We start from the raw sequence: 16,407 nt of genomic DNA on the forward strand, positions 1-16,407 counted from the left end.
GCAGGTTTACATTTCTTCATCTTCCATATTTACAACAACTACTTGCTTTTTGAATTCATGCGGTGTCATGTCATATTTTTCCTTGAATATTTTTGAAAAATAACTACGGCTTGTAAAACCTATAGTGTACACTATTTGAGAAATATTCAAATCTGTGGTATTCATCAAATCTCTCGCGGCCTCCAAACGCACATGTCTTATATATTCAGTGACCGTTCTCGCGTAAAGAAATTTAAATCCTTCTTGCAATTTGGCTTGTGAAAGGCCTGAATCACGAGAAATCTGATCTAAATTATAGCTTAATGACGGATCATCTAATATTTTCTTGGCGTGACGTCTTATAATTTTCAATTCGTCCTTTAAAAGAGAATTGGGTATAGCCTCATTGCTTTGATACTTGTCGTGTCGTGCAATATGCATGGACAACAAGTGATACACCTCACCTTCAATGTGTAAAACACGGGCCATTCCTTCAGTTTTTAAATCACGTAAAGTTTTTACATAATCCTCCATCCTTAAATGGATCGGACTGTAATAAGCAAAAGCAGTTTCATCCTTGTCATCTACAAAAACACGATAAAGATTTTCATTGAGTTCTGAAAGTTGATTGTTGCGCTTTTTCAGGAACTCTGTTCTTATGATGCGTATGTCATTAAGAATTAGATGAATTTCCTTTGGGAAAAAGGTGTGAAGTTTAAGGTCTGTTTTTGAAACGATAATTGACGAATGGAATTGTTCTACAGTATGGAATTCAGTTTCATTTTCAAACCGATTTTTATAAAAGCCTTGGGAGCAATATGAGAAATGAATGGGATTGGAATTTCCGTTATCGTTGATAAATAAAATGTCATCATAAAATAGAGCGTCTATCTCCAATAAACTGACACCCCAATCAAATGTAATACATCTGACACAGCCTTTTGCGATTTGATTATCAAACATTAAGGTGTGTTCGCCCCAACGCTCAGTAATCTCACCACCAAAATAGGCTTGCATCTGTTTTACAACACCTTCGGTACTCTCGGCACTGAGTATTACTTCGATCATAATTTCTCAAAATATTTAAACAAGTTGATTTTCAATCTAAATAACTTAACGATGGCAAAACTATATGAGCACTTTAGTGTTGGACAAATATAAATAGTGTTAATCAAGTAAATCTATTCCTTTGAAATTACATGGACAAATTTAAATTAATTTTAAGTTTCCAAACGTCTCATGTAATACAGTTAACTATTATTTGAAATGAGTTCTTACGATAGGTCAAATCTCCGTAATTTTGGAGTATTCAAATAGAGTTTAATACTCTATACACTGGTTGGTTAGTTAGGAAGGACGACCTCAGCAACACTTCAAAAATGCTGAGGTTTTCTTTTGCGCTAAAATCAAGCTCTTTAACACGATTATAGAGGATCATCATTCGATATTGGTTGAAAAAATGAAACCTTCCATCGTCTATCGCCATCAAGTGCTTTTTAATTCTCAATCCCTACTTCATCTTTATCTACTATATTAATGAAAGGTTAAATGCACAATGACAGATTAAAAGCGTCAACTATTTTGTGTTATGAATTAATGGATGATGGATATGAATAGTAACTTTAAATAAACTTTAAATCAGATATTATGAGTAATTACACAGATAAATTAGGGAACCGATTAAATGATTTGTTAGAAAAAAACTACGACGCTGAAGAGGGTTTCAAAAAAGCCTCTGAGAATGCGAAACATGTTGGGCTTAAGTCGTATTTTTCCAACAAGGCTAAAGAGCGTTACAATTTTGGTCATGAATTAAAATCGGAATTAAAAAGCTTCGGGCAAGAACCTGATAAAGGTGGCAGTGTAACAGGAGCGGCCCACCGCACTTGGATGGAAGTGAAATCATGGTTTTCCACAGATGATGACGAGGCCATGTTGGAAGAAGCCATCCGAGGCGAGAAAGCATCAGTAGATGAATATAAAGATGTCTTAAAAGAGACCGCTCTTCCAGGGTCTACACAGGAATTATTGCAAAGACAAAAGAATGCCATTGAGCACGGATTGGTAAATATTAAAAGATTGGAAGATCTGAGTTAATACCTACCAAACAAAAAATCGTATAAAAAAAGACACTTATTTTAGGTGTCTTTTTTTGTTAAGAACATCGATGTGTTTTTTTAAGTTTTTAGGTCTACATTATTTGGGTCATTAATTGATGCGTTCAAGTCAAAAAACATAAGTTAATATGAGTTACTTACATATTGAAAATTGATGTAATGTTTTATAAAATATCAAATATCGCAAATAGGAATTCAATTGAAGAAAAGTTTCACGTCCGCTTTGAGTTTCCAAACCTATATAAGCCGCAAGGTGTGATTGATGGTTTGAAGGAATCAACAATTTCCGTGGTAACAATTTCTGATCCTGATAAAGCGACTTATGCCATTTGGGGGCTTCTACCAGAAAATTTTGAAGATAATTGGAGCGTTTTTCAAGATGTGGTCAATACCTTAAATGTTAAATTGGAAACCCTCGAAAACAGTAGTGGAATTTATTCCAATCTACTTCAAAACAGAAGGTGCGTCATTATTGCTACAGGATTTTTCACCACTTGGTTGACGAATGGTACCGTTGAACGTTGTCATGTCCATCTTCCAGATTATGAGCCGTTCGCCATTGCAGGTGTGTTTAATGAGCTGAGTGATGGGTTTATAACATGTTCCTTAGTAGTGACCGAAATCAGTGAGTCTTTTAAAGATATTCCAAATATTTCAAATTTAAAACCTCTTGTTCTTAATGATAGTGAATTAAAACAATGGTTTGATACTTCAACGACTTTAGATCAGATAAAAAAGTTATGCGATGACCATAATTCATTACATTTTGATTATGAAGTTTATGAATCGAAAAATTTCATACTTAAATCCTGACAAATGGCCTACGATTTTCTGCCTATGCTTTATGAGTTAAAGTCTAATTTAATTGCGTCAAGTGCTTGCAGTGTTATCGTTTACCTTTATAATACATTAACTTAAAAACTCGAAATTATGTTACGTTGGACTATTATTTTTATAGTAATTGCTATTATCGCCGGTATTTTAGGATTTGGCGGCATCGCAGGAGCTTCTGCGGGAATAGCTAAAATTTTCTTTTTTATTTTTATAGTTCTATTCATTTTATCTCTCTTGAGAGGTGGATTAAAAAAATAAAAACTATCTTTTATCTTTAATAACTTAAAACCAATTTAAAATTATGAAAAAATTAATGATGACTTTTATGGTTCTATTTTCTTTAGGAACTGTAATGACAACTTTTACAAGTTGTAGAGAAACAAATAAGAGCGGTATTGAAAAAGCTGCGGATGATGTTGGAGATGCAATTGATGATGTTGCTGACGATGTTGAAGATGCTGTGAATTAATAATTATACACTTTGTATTTTTTTAATAGCAAAGGCCGTTACTCACGTAATGGTCTTTTTTTTAGTGAAACCCATATTCCAAAAACCAAAGGTGACTTGGAATATGTTGGTTGAACTAATCCCGCTTTTGGGCGGGATCTGAACCCATATTCCAAAAACCGAAGGTAACTTGGAATATGTTGGTTGAACTAATCCTGCCCCTTGGCGGGATGAACCCCACACCCCAAAAGCTGAGTGCGTTGGGTTTTGATAGTTGAACCAATATCGCTTCTGATAACTATTGGAATGGGCGGCATCTAAGTTTTAATTTGTCAGCCGGTTTGGTGCCTCATGGACTTGTCCAGAGTATGTTTATTTAACATTTTTGCTGTCCGGTTCTATATATTTGATGAAGTCGGAGGGTGATTGTAGCTGTACATAACGTTCGCCGATAATTGCAATTGGTGTTGTGAGCACTTCTGGCTTTTTGTCAAGTAGTTTTAACCAATCGTCATCGCCTAAATCGGGATGATCTCCGTAATTCTTAATAAAATCTGGGTGTTCCTGATTGATAAGACTCGAAATCGGAAGTCCTAAACCTTTTGCTAATTCTGTCCATTGTGTGCCTGTAACTTTGGTTTTCGAAATGTCTATTGCTAAGACTTTTCGTTCAGAAGCTGAAACATACGCTTGTATTTGTTTCCCAATTGAATTTTCAGAATGAAAATATAATTTTATTTCATTTTTGTTTGTTGAAATCACACCCATTGAAATTTATAATTTAAGTTATTGTATTTCCAAGTTTTAAACCCCTTTGTGCACTCCGCTGTAATACAGGTTATTACGTTAGGTAGTCGACGGCTTCTGCCGAAGCTTAAATATATAAAAAAATGATGAAATATGATATTGTCAAAACCAATTGTTAGATAATAACTTTTAATGATATTAATGGCAGTTTTGCTACAAAATATCTATTTTTGTAAGTTCTAAATTTATTATAATTATGTCAGAGTCAATCGAGAAAGTAAAATGCCTAATTATAGGTTCAGGACCAGCTGGATATACAGCCGCTATTTATGCATCAAGAGCAAATATGTTTCCAGTACTATATCAAGGAGAGGAACCGGGAGGACAATTGACAACAACTAATGATGTTGAAAATTTTCCAGGATACCCAGACGGGATTACCGGACCAGAAATGATGATAGAGTTGCGAAAACAAGCCGAACGCTTTGGAACTGAAGTTAGGGATGGTTGGATAACAAAAGTTGATTTTTCAGGTGATATACATAAAGTATGGGTTCAGGATACCAAGGAAATCCATTGTGAGACGGTCATTATTTCTACAGGAGCCACAGCGATGTATTTAGGCCTGCCCTCAGAACAAAAGTATTTAAAATTGGGTGGAGGTGTATCTGCTTGTGCAGTTTGCGATGGTTTTTTCTATAGAAATCAAGAAGTTGTCATTGTAGGCGCTGGAGATTCAGCGTGTGAAGAAGCACATTACCTATCAAAACTTTGTAAAAAAGTCACGATGCTAGTAAGACGCGATGAGTTTAGAGCTTCCCAAATCATGCAGGCAAGAGTGAAGAATACTAAAAATATTGAAATTATATACAATACCAATACCGAAGAGGTATTAGGCGATGGACAGGTTGTTACTGGTGTGAGAGCGCGGAATAATATTACAGATGAGGTTATTGAGATCCCAGCCACAGGATTTTTTGTAGCTATTGGACATAAACCCAATACAGATATTTTTAAGGACTATTTGGATTTGGATCCAACAGGTTATATTATCAATATCCCGGGTACTTCCAAAACCAATATAGATGGTGTTTTTGTTTCTGGAGATGCAGCGGACAATGTTTACAGACAGGCGGTTACCGCGGCAGGTACAGGATGTATGGCAGCTTTGGATGCTGAACGTTATTTGGCGTCAATCGATTCGTCTTTTGAAGTGAATACGGCTACTAACTATTAAGTTATAGGTATTTAGAATTCTAAATGCTAAATATAAATAAGTGCCTAAAGTTTTGGTTGAGAACTAAACTTTAGGCCTTTTTTTTTAGTGAAACCCAAAACTCAAAAGCCGAAGGCGCATTAAGTTTTGTTGGTTGAACTAATCCCGCTTTTGGGCGGGATGAAACCCAAAACTCAAAAGCTGAAGGCGCATTGGGTTTGTCATTGAGGTTATTATCAAAATCTTTTGTTAAATGCATTGAAGCTCGCTTCAGAATCTAAACAGGTTTATCCGTTGAATGCGTCAAGGGTTTCCTCCGAGAAAGTTTATTATGAAAAATAAGACCGTTATCATTATGGGAAGCTCACGTTCATTTGGAAACACCAGAAGAGTTGTGGACGAATTTCTTTCTATTAATTCTAATGCAGATTTAATAGACTTAAACCATTACGTTTTTTCTTATTATGATTATGAATTCAGAAACGCCTCAGACGATTTTGATAATTTGCTTAAATCAATTCTGGAATATGACATTATGGTTTTTGCAACACCAATATATTGGTACACCATGAGTGCCCAATTAAAAACATTTTTTGATCGTATTTCAGATTTTTTAACGGATGAAAATAAAGATATAGGAAGACGGTTTAGAGGTAAAAATATGGCGGTAATAAGTTGTGGTCGTGATGATGAATTGTTTGAAGGCTTTATCATGCCTTTTAAAGAAACTGCTAACTATCTTGGAATGGTATATAGAGACCATTTGCACGTTTGGATAGAAAATGATCTTTCAATTTCTGTCAATACACATAACAAAATCAAGGAATTTGTAAGATCAATAAATTAGAAGATGACATTACATTGTTAATTTGGTATTAATCCTAAAAAAAGATGAGATTGCTCATTTAAAATCCAATTAAGCCTTGCCCCTCGATAGTTAGTTATCGGGACCAAAAGATGGCTTATTCTTAAACTAATTAACCATTTGAGACTTTTTGCGCCCGTTAGAGAGGGGGCAAACAAAAAATCGGCATTGCGTTTTCCCTTTTTAATTCTTAGGACTAAGAATGAAAATGTAGAAAAATGAATGTGAGTTAATGATTAAGAAAACATTTTCGATACTTAGTGCATCTAACTGAGGTTATTACCGATCTCTCATCTGTAATTTTGAATTCCCCGTAAATTTAGTGAGCGTAATTTTGGGCTCATTGTACAGATAAACTTCACTGTTCCCCGTGGCTTCAATCGTTATGGTGTCATTGACACGAATGGTCGCAGAGCTGCTCATATCGGCAATTAAGTTACAGGTGTTGGTCAGAAACTCCTTTCCATTAAAACTAGATGAATTGTCTACACGCAATTGAGTGGTCTCAAGTGTTCCTTCCAACTTTGCATTGGCCCGTTGATAAAGGTCTATTTTGGCAGATTTGGAATTGAGCAAGGCCTCCATTCTTACGTTATCACTAAGAACGATTACAGCATTTGTAGCATTGACATTCAGTTTTACTTTGGCCTTATCTGATGCCGTGTAATTAAATTCGTTAGTCTTTATATTGAGATAGGCACGTGATGATCCTGTTGTTTTTAAGGTCGTGTTTTTCAGTTCCAAAGAAGTTAAGGAACGGATTTCTCCATTTTCGATAACTTCAATAGTCTCCAATCCATCCGTATAATTAACTTTAATATTCATTCGTTTACTGGAGGTGATCCTTTTAGCGGTCTTAAATGTCAAGGTGCCATCAACGACTTCAAAAAGAATGTGTTCATGGAGATTACTGTCTGCTTCTATTTCAACTGAAGCCTTACTGTTATAGATGATTTCAACTGTAAAATCTTCGCCTACAATAATCGAATTAAACGGATCAATATAGGTTTGCTTAATAGTTACATTTCTATCACCTTTAATTTTCTCATCATCTTGAGCTGAGATCGAAGTGCTGGAAATTATCGCCAATAAAAATGCAAAAATGATTTTATTCATTTTACTGTGTTAGTGTTTATACTAACAAATATAAACAAAAACCATCCCAAACATTTAATAAGGTTTGAAATGGTTCTAAAAACAAGTTAATAAATTGGTTGTATTCGCCTGTTATTGCTAATTTTTACTTGCATAAACACCATCAGATTTATTGATGGTTTCCGGATTTCCCATATAGGTGATATCACCTCCACTTTGAGCTTTTGCGTTCAATTCTTGTGAAACGTTCACCTGTATGTCTGCACCGCTAGAGGCTGTTGCATTTGTTATGGCAGTCTCCAAGTTTTTCGCCTTGATATCGCTGCCGCTTGAGGCTATAGCAACCAAAGTGTTAGCTACGCCTTTTACTTTAAGGTCGCTGCCGCTAGACGCTTCACAATGTAAACTGTTCACGTTTACTTCTAATTCCATGTCACTTCCACTAGAGCTGTTGAGTTCTAAGTTGTCGACTGAAATAAGGCTTGTACCATAAATATCGCTCCCACTGGAGGAGGAAATTTTAGAAATATTTTTAAAATTGACAATTACCTTTTTCGAAGATGAACGACTGATATTCTTATCGGCATAAATTTTAAGGATATTATCTTCAATTTTAGTGATGATGATGTCATGCAAATTTTCATCTGCCTGAACCTTAATGTTTTCCGTTTGACCTTGGCCCAGATAAACATCCAATCCGCGGCTTACTTGAATCTGGTCAAAATTACCAGAGATAGTGCGTTCTTTTGTAATGACATTGCCATTTCCCGTAACACCTAATCCGAAATTACAGGAACTTAAAAAAAGACTTAGAATGGCAGCAACAATGATTTTGATTAATGTGCTCATGATAGTTTGATTTAATTATTGTTATCAAATGTCTTCTAAATCTGAGTCCATCGATAATTAAACCGACTGAACTGTTGATTTATCGTGACCGATTGTTAATTGTCGTCCGTGGTGATTTGTATGCCATTTCTGTCAATATTAACCTTTACACGTTCGTTTTTCGACTCGATTCCATCTTGGTTTATTTCTATGGAATTGACGTTACTTTTAATTTTAATACCGTTTTCATCAATTCTAAACTCGGAAGCATCATCGTTGAGATCCTCATTAAGGTCCAAGTCGTCCGGACAATCCAAGCATTTAATCTCGTTGTTCAATATCTGTAAATATTGGCCTTCCATCCCATCCATCATGATATTGTTATTGTTGATGTTTCTCGTGTTGTCGAGATTTTTGTTTCTAAATGAAGATCGGCTATAGTGATTTCTATGAAATGGGTAAGTGTTCTGATCGGCAAACAGAACGGTTCCTTCTGGCAGGTATATGGTAATTTCTACCTCTTGATCTCTGTACTTGTTTTCAAAAGCAGTGGTTAAATAGCCATCAAGTTCTAGTGTATTGCCTGTTTTATTGTAATTGTAGTTGATTTTTTCTGCTCTCTTTTTCGCATTTTGATACGAGTTGCCTCTCGAACTTTTCTCAATTCTGATAGATACAACCGAATCTCTGGTAGATTTTAAAGTCAACTCAACATCTGTCAAATAAAGTAGCTTTTTGTCGTTCTGGTCATAAACCGGCTTCCACTGATTTCTATGTTTTCCAAATTGTTTACTGTATAAGTTATTGTGGACCATCCTTAAATAAAGAGTGTCCTTAGCAGTAATATTGAAGTTTTCAGATTGTTGTACAATGGCATCTTCAGCGTATTCATTAGCTTGTTTGAGTCCGACAATGACCAAACCGATAATGGACATGAGCCATAGCCCTAATAATGAAAATTTGGCAACCTGTCCGATGGATTTTAAATTGTTGATCAATATTTTCAATCCTAAGTAAAAAATAAAGAAGAAAGGAATGCCTATGGTAAAAAGGAGTAGGAGAGACATTGCCCATAAAGGAATATTGGCAGCATTTGTAGCTTCCAGAAAATCAATTCCAGGAACATGGATGGCTTCTGCAATGCCAACCGAAAACAGACCTACTATAAGCGCAATTAAAGTAGAGGCACCGATAATTATTAGAATAATACCGATGAATTTCCCTACGATTTTCAAGAGAAACAAAATAATCTCGCCAAGTGAATCAAAAAATGTTTTTGAACTTGCTCTTATTTTATTGCTCTGTTTTGGCAAATCCATGTTTTTTACGGCATCCGAAACGTTTTGCGATACATTTTCAAATCCATCCTTGATTTTTTTTTCGATGTTGCTGATGTTGACTGGTTCTCCTGTCATGGTCAACTTTTCAGCAGTGGTCAAAGCTTCAGGAACCAAAATCCAGAACAGGACATAGATGAAAATAAAGGTGCCTCCAGACCCAAAAGCCAATAAGATCCAAATAAGGCGTACCCAAATAGCGTCAATACCTAAATAATGGCCAATTCCTGAGGCAACACCACCAATATAAGAGTCGTCCTTGTCTCTAAATAGTTTTTTAGACAAGGTGCTTTTGCTTTTTTGTTGGAACTCGCTGTTGGGCTCATCTTCAAAGATTTCATCGTCTACCAAATAATCTTCGGGTTGTCCCATAATAGAAATCACTTCATCCACTTCTTTTATTCTGACGACTTGTTTGTCATTTTTCACCCGTTCGTTGAAAAGTTCGGCGATGCGTGCTTCAATATCAGCGATGATTTCAGATCGACCTTGAGAGTCCGTAAATGAACGTTTGATGGCCTCAAGATAACGTTGCAGCTTTAGGTATGCATCTTCATCGATGTGAAAAAATATACCCGCTAAATTGATGTTGACTGTCTTATTCATTTGTTGATTGTTTTGTGGTGGTTACTAAGTTGACTGCGTTTTTTAGTTCGTTCCAAGTGGTCGTTAATTCCTTTAAAAATAATTTGCCCTTTTCTGTTAGATTATAATATTTACGAGGTGGTCCCGAGGTTGATTCTTCCCATCTATAATCTAAAAGGCCGGCATTTTTAAGCCTTGTCAATAGTGGATAAATTGTTCCTTCCACTACAAGCATCTTAGCGTCTTTAAGTGTCGCCAGAATTTCTGCAACATAGGCATCTTCATCTTTTAAGACGGAGAGGATGCAGTATTCTAAGACACCTTTACGCATTTGTGCTTTTGTATTTTCAATTTTCATATATCTTTTCTGTGTTTTTAAAGTCTTATGCTCCTAATTTGGAAGTATGAAAACTTTTTGCGTTCGATTGATGATGTTTTGGCAATGTTGATGTGATGCCCTCATTTGATTTAATTAAGTAAAACTGTTCGTTTTTTGATTGATGACCGCATACTTGATGTGGATGATGAAATGTTATTTTAAAAAATTAATTGTTAAAGGATATTTATAAAGTTCGCCATCTCTGGCTTTTAAACTGGCAATGACAATAAATATTAGTTCCAAAATAAAACCGATAATGGCCAAAAATCCAATGCCACCAGCTATAAAAAGTAGGGGAGAGGCTTTGTGAAACCCGATATGGAAATTATCAAAGTTACCAAAATTCCAAAAGTCCATGTGGCCCAAAAGACCAAAAATGAAAAACGGAATTGTCAAGGCTCCTAAAATTATGGCATATAATAAAATGCTAATTTGAAAATTGATGGCTTGTTTGCCATGTGCATCAATAAACTCAGACTTCTCTTTATTGGTAATCCATAGGATGACCGGACCAATAAAATTCCCAAAAGGAATGAAGAATCTAGAGAAAGTTGATAAGTGGATGAATGTGGCGATATTTTTTTGGTGATTGTCTATCATTTTTATTTGTATATAATAGTGGCTTATGCAAATATATATCTTAAAGAAGGTATTATGCAAAGCCAAGTACTATATTTTAACAAAAGTTTAACAAATTGCAGTTTGAAATAAAATCGATAAATTAGCACAAATCAAAATTTGAAAATGAACATATCTCCCAGAAAACTCAATGCTTTCTTAAGTTTTAAACTTCCTGCCGCATTTTTTTGCGGTGTAAGGGCCACCTATATTGATCATGAGCAATGCAAAGTTCGTGTCAAGCATCGATGGATCAATCAAAACCCGTTCAATTCCATGTTTTGGGCGGTGCAAGGAATGGCGGCGGAGTTGACTACCGGAGCATTGGTGATGTCAAAAATTAAAGATAGCGGCAAACCGATTTCAATGTTGGTGGCGACTAATAATGCGGCATTTACAAAGAAAGCGACGGGACGTATTAATTTTAGATGTACAGATGGACTGAAAGTTGACGAAGCCATAAAAAAAGCCATAGAAACGGGTGAGGGCCAAACTATTTGGATGAATTCTGTTGGCACGAATGAAGAAGGACTTGAGGTTTCGAATTTTAACTTCGAATGGACGTTGAAGATGAGAGGGGAGAAGCGGGGAGAATGAAGCACGAAGCACGAAGCACGAAGTGGTTAGTGGGTAGAAATTAAGAAGGTAGTGGATTAGAGGCTAAATTATAGAGTTTTTTTTAAGATTTTATCGTGAAATTTTTATCCATAAAGAATTCTCCACACTTTATAGTTGGATAGTAAATGATAAGTTTTTATAAAATCAGTTTATTGTCAATTTGATAAAATTAGTTTTTTTACAGACCTGAAACCTGAAACCTGCCAACTAAAAACTACCTCGGAATCTCCACATTCTCAATAATCTGTTTGATCACGTCCGAACTCGTAATTCCTTCCATTTCTCGTTCTGGCGCAACAATAACCCTATGGTGCAACACTGGAATTGCGGCGCGTTTAATATCTTCAGGTGTTACAAAGTCGCGACCCGTCATGGCTGCGAAGGCCTTACTGGCCTTTAAGATCGCGATGGAAGCTCTCGGTGAAGCACCCAGATACAGGAATTGGTTATTTCTCGTGGCGACAATTAAATCGGCAATATATTTTAACAAATGCTCTTCCACTAATACTTGAGTCACCAGCGCTTGATATTTGATAATTTGTTCAGCGGTTAAAAATGGGGTGACCGCATCAGTCTTAACACCATCTTGTAAGTTGTGTTCCCGCATTAAAATCTCAATTTCCTCTTCCAGATTTGGGTAGCCCACATCGATCTTAAATAAGAAACGGTCTAATTGGGCCTCTGGCAATCGGTAGGTGCCTTCTTGTTCTATCGGATTTTGAGTAGCTAAAACCATAAAGGGCGATTCTAATTTATAATAATTTCCATCAATGGTGATTTGCTGCTCTTCCATAACCTCAAATAGCGCTGCCTGCGTTTTCGCTGGAGCTCTGTTGATTTCGTCAATTAAGATCATATTGTTAAAAATAGGGCCTTTTTTAAATTCAAATTCCGTCGATTTTAGGTTGAATACTGAAGTTCCCAAAATATCACTCGGCATCAAATCTGGTGTGAATTGGATCCTGCTAAATCCAACGCTCAATGATTTAGCCATCAGCTTTGCAGTAATGGTTTTTGCCACACCTGGGACACCTTCAATCAACGAATGGCCTTTGGCAAGCAAGGAAGCCAAAAGCATATCGACCATGTCGGTTTGACCCACGATGACCTTGCCTATTTCGGCTTTCATTTTTTGCACATTCGTTTGCAATTCTGAAAGATCCAGACGGTTGGTGAATTTCAAGTCTTGGGTGGTTTCTTCCTGAATAACTTCCGGAGTAGGAGTGTGCTCTATCGATGTTTGTCCTTCAATAGGATTTAGTTCTTCCATAGTTTTATGAATAAAATTCTTCAATGTGTTTATTAAGTTTTAAGAGATTATCTTCAAAAAACTCATTTTTAGTCCGTAACCAATTGATGAAATTAATGGTTTTTTTAACGGTTTCTTTGTTCTTGCCAGATTTTTGAGAGAGTTTGGTGATAAACTCTTCGTTTAAATTGGTGGTGTCTAAATTATAATCTGATCTAATTTTTTCTAAAAAATAGGTGATTTTCTTATCGATTAGATTTTTATGGTCTTGGGTTTCAAAATAAAGATTGGAGATTGTTTTCACAAATCCCACGGTGGTGTTTTCCAAGGGTTTTATAATCGGTATGATACGCTGTCTTCTTTTGGCATTGAAAATCATAAATAATAAGGTCAATAGCAGTGTCAAATACCACGCCCATTTAAAGGAGGTCTGTTGCAAAAACCAACTTAAATTCGATTTTTCTTCAGCATCACCGTAATAGGAATCAAAAAACTTGGTGTAAGAGTCAAAGTAAATACTCTCATTTGGTAGATAAGAGAGCGCGCCTTCTACATAGCGGTAACGATCGTCTTTTAAAATATTGTAATTAGTAAAGACTTTTGGTTCCAAATGTAAATAAATTGTACCTTCTTCAAAAGGAATTTCCAAGAAATTGGTCAAATTAAGATCATTGTTAACATAGCCCAAATTTTTATGGTTTTCAGCTTCAAACCTTGAAAAGTAGGAAGCACTATCGCTTTTATCAATTTCAGTATTTTTGGACTTTAAATCAGGATGCATGAAGTTTAGCGCTACAATACTGTCTTGGTTTTTAATAACATTTACAGCCAAATTCAAAGTGTCCAACAACGATTGTGGAAAGTGGTAGTCTGACATGAAAAGTGTATTGCCACCACCTGCAAAGATCAAGAGTTCTTCCACATCTGCAACGTCCAAATAATCGGAATTGCCAACCAATATATAATTCCCTTCTGCTACGTGATCGCCATAGCCATCCTCTGAATTCGCATAAAAATAATTATAAGGTGAGTAGTAAATCGTTTTTAGCTTTTGATTACCAAATAGTTTCGGTAGTTCTTTATAGAACACACTAACGCCATAGGGTTTATTGCTCTTTTCGTTATAGCTTTCAGTCCAATCTACGGTGCGGTTGCTGCTATAGTCCAAACTGATGGCAATGGTAATAACAGTTGCGGCAATAACGAGGATGATGACTAAGGTTCTGTTCATGAATTGACTTCTTTAATAAGTTGAACAAAACTGTTTTTGGCCAATTGGTACTGCTCCTTATTTAATGCAAACTCGCCGTACCAGGTGTAGTCGTAAATGTAGGAGGTATAAGCAAAATCTTTGCTAAATTTTCTGGATGCGATGGCATTCATATAATCTGCATTGGTTTTGTCATCTTCATATTTAATGAAGTTTTTGAGAGTCAGTTGCTTTAATACCAATAAATAGTAATATCTGATTGCCAATCTGTAATCATTTGTTTTTTCGGCATTGGTGATGAGTGTTTTGATATCAGTATGCACTATGTTTTCTGCGGTTATTTCACCGTGTGAAAGTAGTTTTTCGTTATGTCTTGAAGAAAATAGTTTGCTACTGCCATCGTTTAGGAGTGTGTAGGCCAGATACCCCACGGCAATGATCAGAATGAGAATAAACAACCAATTGAATGCGTTGAAGTCAAGAGAAAAGTTATTCGCATCATTGTCTTCATTTACGTACGGTCTGTCTTGGGAATATTTGGAAGCATCTCCATGTTTGGTTGAGGTGGAGCGCACTGTAGCTTTTCCTTCATAATTATAGTTTCGACCAGAATAATTATCCTTGAAACCTTCATTGAATTGACGCTCATTTTGAGGTTGTTGCGCAGATGTTTTGGCCCAAAGAGAATTGCTTCCATGGAGCAGAATCATGCAGACCGTAAAAATAAGCGTCAGGTGAAGTTTCATTTAAGCGATTATGGGAATCAATTGCGCATCGAGTTTTTTCTTGACAACAAACGGATATATTAAATAATAGTAACTAATACATCCTAAAGTGACCAAGATAATACCAACGGAGATTAATTTGGGCATTTCTTGGGAATATCTTGTGATAAACCCTTCTAAAAATCCAGCAAAGAAGGTAAAAGGGAAGGTGCTGATGACTATTTTCACTCCCGTTTTGGCCCCTTCTTTAAAAGATGTAAACCTTGAATGTGTGCCTGGAAATAAAATGCTCGCCCCTAAGATCAAGCCTGCGGCTGCTTCAATGACGATGGCGAAAATCTCCATGGAACCATGGATCCATATCCCTCTGACGCTTTCCCAAAACACGCCCTTTTCGTAAAAAAAATATTGAAAAGAACCTAACATAATGCAATTCTTAAATAAGATGTAAATAGTACCAAGTCCACCAAAAACACCCAATACGAAAGCAATGATGCCAACGCGTAGATTATTGACGGTAATGCCTATAAAACTTCCCCAGTTGCTGCCGCTTTTATAAACCGCTACGGGATTGCCTGCTTCAATATTTTCTAAGGTCATGTTGACGTATTCATCGCCCAAAATGGAGCGTACAAACTCCCCATCATTAGCCGCTGAAAATGCGCCAATAGCCGTAAAAATGGTGAAAATAATGAAAGCGATATACACAAATTTTCGATATTCATGCATGATCAACGGCACCTCAGTTTTCCAAAAAGCGACGATTCTATTACTATCTTCGCGTTTGGTCTTATATATTTTCTGAAAAGCTTTGGCCGCTAATTGATTTAAGTACGTAATTACTTTACTTTTGGGGTAATAAGTTTGCGCGTAGGACAAATCGTTGATCAATTGTATATATTGTGACGCGAGTTCATCGGGATTTTTAAAATCATTATTAAAAATAGCGGTTTCAAAACTCAGCCATTTTTCCTTATTTTGCTTGATAAACGCAACTTCTCTCATATAGTCGTTAAAATAATATATAAAATGTCAGAGTTACAAATTAACACTACCCAAAATGTAAAAATAAATTTTACAGCTTCAGGGGTGGGCGAACGTTTGATGGCGTTTATCATTGACATGCTCATAAAGATTGGTTATATCACCATTTTAAACATGAGTCTTGGTGCATTTCAGGACATGGATCAATGGTCGCAGATTGGCATTAATACCTTACTTGGTCTGCCCGTTGTTTTTTATACTTTGGTCTTGGAAGCGCTTCTGGAAGGTCAGACGCTTGGAAAGAAGGTCATGAAAATAAAAGTGGTAAAGATTGATGGCTATCAAGCTTCTCTCGCTGATTATGTCGTGCGCTGGTTTTTCAGAATTGTGGATATTTATATTTTTGGTTTGGGATTCTTTGTCATTCTATTCAGTAAACGATCACAGCGTTTGGGCGATATGGCTGCAGGGACTTCAGTTATTTTACTAAAAGACAAAGTAAATATCAGTCACACGATTTTAGAGCACTTAACGGACGATTATAAGCCCACTTATCCAACAGTGATCAAGCTT

The 16,407-nt window shown here is 36.0% G+C and carries 20 protein-coding genes; 8 read left to right on the top strand and 12 right to left on the bottom strand.

Annotation, left to right across the window (positions count from 1 at the left end; genetic code table 11):
• Positions 1 to 6: 6 nt before the first annotated feature.
• Positions 7 to 1,047 carry a helix-turn-helix transcriptional regulator gene (locus J4051_RS17865; protein ID WP_208235247.1) on the bottom strand — a complete coding sequence of 347 codons (1,041 nt, stop codon included), beginning with the start codon at positions 1,045 to 1,047 and terminating at the stop codon, positions 7 to 9.
• Between the two features lie 579 nt (positions 1,048 to 1,626).
• On the opposite strand from J4051_RS17865, the gene J4051_RS17870 reads away from it, so the two are divergent.
• From J4051_RS17870 to J4051_RS17885, 4 genes are all read left to right on the top strand, one after another.
• Positions 1,627 to 2,076 (top strand): ferritin-like domain-containing protein, encoded by a 450-nt coding sequence (locus J4051_RS17870; RefSeq protein WP_208235248.1) that lies wholly within the window; start codon positions 1,627 to 1,629, stop codon positions 2,074 to 2,076.
• A gap of 179 nt (positions 2,077 to 2,255) precedes the next feature.
• Positions 2,256 to 2,909 (top strand): SOS response-associated peptidase family protein, encoded by a 654-nt coding sequence (locus tag J4051_RS17875; RefSeq protein ID WP_208235249.1) that lies wholly within the window; start codon positions 2,256 to 2,258, stop codon positions 2,907 to 2,909.
• A gap of 117 nt (positions 2,910 to 3,026) precedes the next feature.
• Positions 3,027 to 3,188: a DUF1328 family protein gene (locus J4051_RS17880; RefSeq protein ID WP_163514434.1), complete on the top strand. Its 162-nt coding sequence runs from the start codon at positions 3,027 to 3,029 to the stop codon at positions 3,186 to 3,188.
• A 43-nt stretch (positions 3,189 to 3,231) separates the two neighbouring features.
• Positions 3,232 to 3,399, top strand: coding sequence for a hypothetical protein (locus J4051_RS17885; protein ID WP_208235250.1), 168 nt, complete (start codon positions 3,232 to 3,234; stop codon positions 3,397 to 3,399).
• 351 nt (positions 3,400 to 3,750) lie between these two features.
• Here the strand turns inward: J4051_RS17885 and J4051_RS17890 are convergent, their stop codons facing one another.
• Entirely contained in the window at positions 3,751 to 4,146 is a 396-nt protein-coding gene (locus tag J4051_RS17890; protein WP_208235251.1) for an arsenate reductase family protein, read from the bottom strand.
• 235 nt (positions 4,147 to 4,381) lie between these two features.
• Here J4051_RS17890 and trxB point away from each other — a divergent pair, with 235 nt between their 5' ends.
• Complete coding sequence (trxB, locus tag J4051_RS17895; protein ID WP_208235252.1) at positions 4,382 to 5,362, top strand: thioredoxin-disulfide reductase; 981 nt, start codon at positions 4,382 to 4,384, stop codon at positions 5,360 to 5,362.
• 70 nt (positions 5,363 to 5,432) lie between these two features.
• Here the strand turns inward: trxB and J4051_RS17900 are convergent, their stop codons facing one another.
• Positions 5,433 to 5,600, bottom strand: a complete 168-nt coding sequence (locus tag J4051_RS17900; protein WP_208235253.1) for a hypothetical protein — start codon at positions 5,598 to 5,600, stop codon at positions 5,433 to 5,435.
• Between the two features lie 72 nt (positions 5,601 to 5,672).
• Here J4051_RS17900 and J4051_RS17905 point away from each other — a divergent pair, with 72 nt between their 5' ends.
• Positions 5,673 to 6,188 carry a flavodoxin family protein gene (locus J4051_RS17905; protein WP_208235254.1) on the top strand — a complete coding sequence of 172 codons (516 nt, stop codon included), beginning with the start codon at positions 5,673 to 5,675 and terminating at the stop codon, positions 6,186 to 6,188.
• Between the two features lie 297 nt (positions 6,189 to 6,485).
• Here the strand turns inward: J4051_RS17905 and J4051_RS17910 are convergent, their stop codons facing one another.
• The 5 genes from J4051_RS17910 to J4051_RS17930 all read right to left on the bottom strand — a co-directional run bounded on the left by J4051_RS17910 (position 6,486) and on the right by J4051_RS17930 (position 11,030).
• The gene (locus J4051_RS17910) at positions 6,486 to 7,322 is read right to left on the bottom strand and encodes a GIN domain-containing protein (protein WP_208235255.1); all 837 of its coding nucleotides are present in this window, start codon (positions 7,320 to 7,322) and stop codon (positions 6,486 to 6,488) included.
• 117 nt (positions 7,323 to 7,439) lie between these two features.
• The gene (locus J4051_RS17915; protein WP_208235256.1) at positions 7,440 to 8,150 is read right to left on the bottom strand and encodes a head GIN domain-containing protein; all 711 of its coding nucleotides are present in this window, start codon (positions 8,148 to 8,150) and stop codon (positions 7,440 to 7,442) included.
• 95 nt (positions 8,151 to 8,245) lie between these two features.
• Positions 8,246 to 10,072 (bottom strand): PspC domain-containing protein, encoded by a 1,827-nt coding sequence (locus J4051_RS17920; protein ID WP_208235257.1) that lies wholly within the window; start codon positions 10,070 to 10,072, stop codon positions 8,246 to 8,248.
• Positions 10,065 to 10,409 carry a PadR family transcriptional regulator gene (locus J4051_RS17925; protein WP_208235258.1) on the bottom strand — a complete coding sequence of 115 codons (345 nt, stop codon included), beginning with the start codon at positions 10,407 to 10,409 and terminating at the stop codon, positions 10,065 to 10,067. The genes J4051_RS17920 and J4051_RS17925 overlap by 8 nt, the downstream gene beginning before the upstream one ends.
• Positions 10,410 to 10,583: 174 nt before the next feature.
• The gene (locus tag J4051_RS17930) at positions 10,584 to 11,030 is read right to left on the bottom strand and encodes a DUF4870 domain-containing protein (RefSeq protein WP_208235259.1); all 447 of its coding nucleotides are present in this window, start codon (positions 11,028 to 11,030) and stop codon (positions 10,584 to 10,586) included.
• Positions 11,031 to 11,174: 144 nt separating this feature from the next.
• Here J4051_RS17930 and J4051_RS17935 point away from each other — a divergent pair, with 144 nt between their 5' ends.
• Entirely contained in the window at positions 11,175 to 11,645 is a 471-nt protein-coding gene (locus J4051_RS17935) for a DUF4442 domain-containing protein (RefSeq protein WP_208235260.1), read from the top strand.
• A gap of 235 nt (positions 11,646 to 11,880) precedes the next feature.
• Here J4051_RS17935 and J4051_RS17940 read toward each other — a convergent pair whose 3' ends face one another.
• Genes J4051_RS17940 through J4051_RS17955 form a run of 4 tightly spaced genes read right to left on the bottom strand, consistent with a single transcriptional unit; the run spans position 11,881 to position 15,855 of the window.
• Positions 11,881 to 12,936, bottom strand: a complete 1,056-nt coding sequence (locus J4051_RS17940; protein WP_208235261.1) for an AAA family ATPase — start codon at positions 12,934 to 12,936, stop codon at positions 11,881 to 11,883.
• 4 nt (positions 12,937 to 12,940) lie between these two features.
• On the bottom strand, positions 12,941 to 14,146 hold the full coding sequence (locus J4051_RS17945) for a DUF4350 domain-containing protein (RefSeq protein WP_208235262.1): 1,206 nt from the start codon (positions 14,144 to 14,146) through the stop codon (positions 12,941 to 12,943).
• Positions 14,143 to 14,871 carry a hypothetical protein gene (locus J4051_RS17950; protein ID WP_208235263.1) on the bottom strand — a complete coding sequence of 243 codons (729 nt, stop codon included), beginning with the start codon at positions 14,869 to 14,871 and terminating at the stop codon, positions 14,143 to 14,145. Before J4051_RS17950 ends, J4051_RS17945 begins: the two co-directional genes overlap by 4 nt.
• Positions 14,872 to 15,855: a stage II sporulation protein M gene (locus tag J4051_RS17955; protein WP_208235264.1), complete on the bottom strand. Its 984-nt coding sequence runs from the start codon at positions 15,853 to 15,855 to the stop codon at positions 14,872 to 14,874.
• 24 nt (positions 15,856 to 15,879) lie between these two features.
• Here J4051_RS17955 and J4051_RS17960 point away from each other — a divergent pair.
• Positions 15,880 to 16,407 (top strand): RDD family protein (locus tag J4051_RS17960; RefSeq protein ID WP_208235265.1); only part of this gene is annotated, 528 nt, incomplete at its 3' end.

The sequence above is a fragment of the Gelidibacter pelagius genome, assembly GCF_017581925.1.
Lineage (GTDB): Bacteria > Bacteroidota > Bacteroidia > Flavobacteriales > Flavobacteriaceae > Gelidibacter > Gelidibacter pelagius.